The 2,903-nt window shown below is 38.5% G+C and carries 3 protein-coding genes; all 3 read right to left on the minus strand.

Annotated features, from left to right (window positions below):
- Positions 1 to 93 precede the first annotated feature (93 nt).
- Positions 94 to 1,455 carry a DEAD/DEAH box helicase gene (locus tag HMPREF0518_RS08280; protein WP_003627757.1) on the minus strand — a complete coding sequence of 454 codons (1,362 nt, stop codon included), beginning with the start codon at positions 1,453 to 1,455 and terminating at the stop codon, positions 94 to 96.
- Positions 1,448 to 2,404: a DHH family phosphoesterase gene (locus tag HMPREF0518_RS08285; RefSeq protein WP_003627758.1), complete on the minus strand. Its 957-nt coding sequence runs from the start codon at positions 2,402 to 2,404 to the stop codon at positions 1,448 to 1,450. The genes HMPREF0518_RS08280 and HMPREF0518_RS08285 overlap by 8 nt, the downstream gene beginning before the upstream one ends.
- Positions 2,405 to 2,463: 59 nt before the next feature.
- On the minus strand, positions 2,464 to 2,903 hold a 440-nt coding region (locus HMPREF0518_RS08290), incomplete at its 5' end, for a DinB/UmuC family translesion DNA polymerase (RefSeq protein ID WP_003627759.1).

Consider the following 2,903-nt stretch of genomic DNA (forward strand, 5'->3'; position numbering starts at 1 on the left):
TTTAAAATCTTTTTTACTAACAAAGACAGTTTTACTATAGCAATTATATAAAAATAGCAGAGAAAAACTCTCCGCTATCATTAAAATATTGCTTTAACGTCCTTGTTCACGCTTACGCTTTCTCAAACGCTTAGCTTTTCTAATTTCATGACGTTGTTCAAGCTTACGCTTTTGACGATTATCTTCTTGAATTGCTCGCTTAATCTTCTTCTTGTAGCCAGGCTTACGCTTACGTTTTTCCTTTTTAACGTAACCTACTAACTTAGTATCAAACTTGTGATTCTTACCCTGACGATTCTCACGACTGCGGTAATGCTTACGTGGTACTAATTCACCATTCTTAATTTCAACAAAGTCGAAATGAACGCCCATCTTTTCCAAATCTTCGATCCGGTTCATTTCTTCTTCACAAATTAAAGTAATCGCATGACCTGATAAACCATTACGGCCGGTACGACCAATCCGGTGAATTACAAATTCGATATCACGTGGAATTTCATAATTAATAACTAAACTAACACCATCGATATCAAGACCACGGGCTGCTAAGTCAGAGGCAACAACATATTGAAATTGTCCTTGCTCAACTTGACGCAAAGTCCGCTTTCTTTCTCGCTCAGTTACCCCACCATGAATCTTAGCTACCTTTAAGCCTTGATCTTGCAAGTATCTAGTTAATTCATCAACAGTTTGTTTTGTATTAGCAAAAACCAAAGCCAAGTAAGGTTGACCCATAGTCAATAACTTGTACAAAACACTCTTACGATTCTTTGAGCCAATATCAAGCAAATCATTCTTAATTGTAGGTGCAATGACACTCGGATTATCGATCACGATTTGATCTGGATGAGCCATGTACTTACGCAAAAAGTTAGATAGCTTAACTGGAATAGTAGCTGAAAAGGCCGCAATTTGTACATCCTTAGTCATCTTGCTTGCTACTTGATCAATATCAGCCAAAAAGCCCATGTCAAGAGTCATATCAGCTTCGTCGATGACAAAAGTCTTAACTTGATCAACAACGAATACCTTTTTTTGTACAAAGTCCAAAAGTCGTCCCGGAGTGGCAATTACCAACTGTGGCGTATTATTTTGGTACTTTTCTAACTGACGTTCACGGTCCGTTCCACCAGCAAGGTGGGCAATAGAAAAGTGCATCCCTGCCGCATCTCTTAATTGACGTGCTACTTGATAAAGTTGATCAGCAAGCTCTCGACTAGGCAAAGTCACAATTGCTTGCACATAGTGAGCATCTTCATCAATTTCATTAAAGATAGGCACCAAATAAGCATGCGTCTTACCTGACCCGGTTGCAGCTTGCACCACAACCCTTAAATCAGAAAGCATTGCTGGAATAACTTTTTCCTGCACCTTAGTTGGCTTTTCAAAATGGATCTTCTTTAAACCCTCTTGAATAGCTGGTCTAATTCTGGAATCTGCGAAAATATTATTCATGATCTTCTTTATACTTCTTCGTTACTTCAACAACTTCAGCAAAGACTTGCTTTACTTCGTCTATGTCCTTAGCATTGGCACCACTTGCTAATGCGTGGCCACCACCGTCATGCTTAGCAGCTAATTCATTGATTACTGGACCCTTTGAACGGTAGTGTACACGGAAAGTGCCGTCTGGCTTTTCAACAAATACGTTCCAAGCCAAAACATCCTTGATTCGACCTGGAGTTGAAACTGCAACGTTAGCTTGATCATCAGTCAAACCTAACTTCTTCAAATCATCTTGCATCAAGATAGTGTAAGCAGCACCAACTGGATCGATTTCCATCTTATCCATTGCTAATGCTTGAAGCTTAGCTTCATCAAAGGTTACATCGGCAATATTTCTGGCAATTTCAGTAATATCAATACCAGTTGAAGCAAGTTGAGCTGCTACCTTGAAGGTATGTTCTGAAGTTTCTGGATACATAAAACGACCAGTATCGCCAACGATACCTGCGTAAAGTGGGTAAGCAACTTGCTTTGTAATCTTAAAGCCTTCTTCATTTAAGAAGTCAACGATGATTTGACAAGCTGCTGGAGCATCAGGATCTACATAACTCATGTCAGCGTATGGATCTACATCTGGGTGATGGTCAATCTTAATTAAAAAGTCGCCTTTTTCATACAACTTGTTTGAAATTCTTGGGGTATTAGCAGTATCAGTAGTAATTACTAATGCACCTTCATAATCGGTTGCCTTAACTTGGTCCATATGGTTAATCCAAGCCAAATCACCTTCGTCATTTTCACCGGCACATAAAACACGCTTGTCAGGGAATTTTTCCATAATTGCACGTGCAAGACCAGCTTGTGAACCAATTGCGTCTGGGTCAGGACTGGTATGACGGTGCAAAATAATAGTTGGATATTGTAAGATTTTTTCGTAAATGTCGTCAAAACTACTCATTATTTTTCCTCATCTTCTAAAAATTATCTGTATCTAGTTTAACAAAAAAAGGGCTTCTTTTAGTAATCGAATAGGTTAATTGTTTGATATTCATCTTTCTTAAAATCAGTCACAGTTACCCCGATTAACCGAATGCCCTTTTCTAAAAAATTGCTCGTTTTATCAAACAACTCACGAGCACTGTCATAGTAATCATACTGACTATTTGACGGTTTAGTCAATTTTCTGCGCTTAGTTACAGTATCAAAGTCATTATCTCTAACCTTGATTACTACAGTTTGGGCAAAAAAGTTACGCTTTTTTAATTCATCTTCTAAATGTTTACAATAATGCCGAATATGCGTCAGTGCCTCATCGCGCGTATAAATAGCAGGCTCATAGGTACGCTCCATACCGATTGATTTACGATTTGTATCTGAATCTGCAATTACGGGGCGCAAATCAATCCCATGTGCATGCTGGGCTAAAAAGTAGCCCATCTTTTTAAACTTTTTAATTA

Origin of the sequence: Lactobacillus helveticus DSM 20075 = CGMCC 1.1877, assembly GCF_000160855.1 — a bacterium.
Classification (GTDB): Bacteria; Bacillota; Bacilli; order Lactobacillales; family Lactobacillaceae; genus Lactobacillus; species Lactobacillus helveticus.

Excerpts from the sequence above, each read along its gene's own strand:
- HMPREF0518_RS08280 (WP_003627757.1), bottom strand. The coding sequence starts at position 1,455 with ATGAATAATATTTTCGCAGATTCCAGAATTAGACCAGCTATTCAAGAG.
- HMPREF0518_RS08285 (WP_003627758.1), bottom strand. The coding sequence starts at position 2,404 with ATGAGTAGTTTTGACGACATTTACGAAAAAATCTTACAATATCCAACT.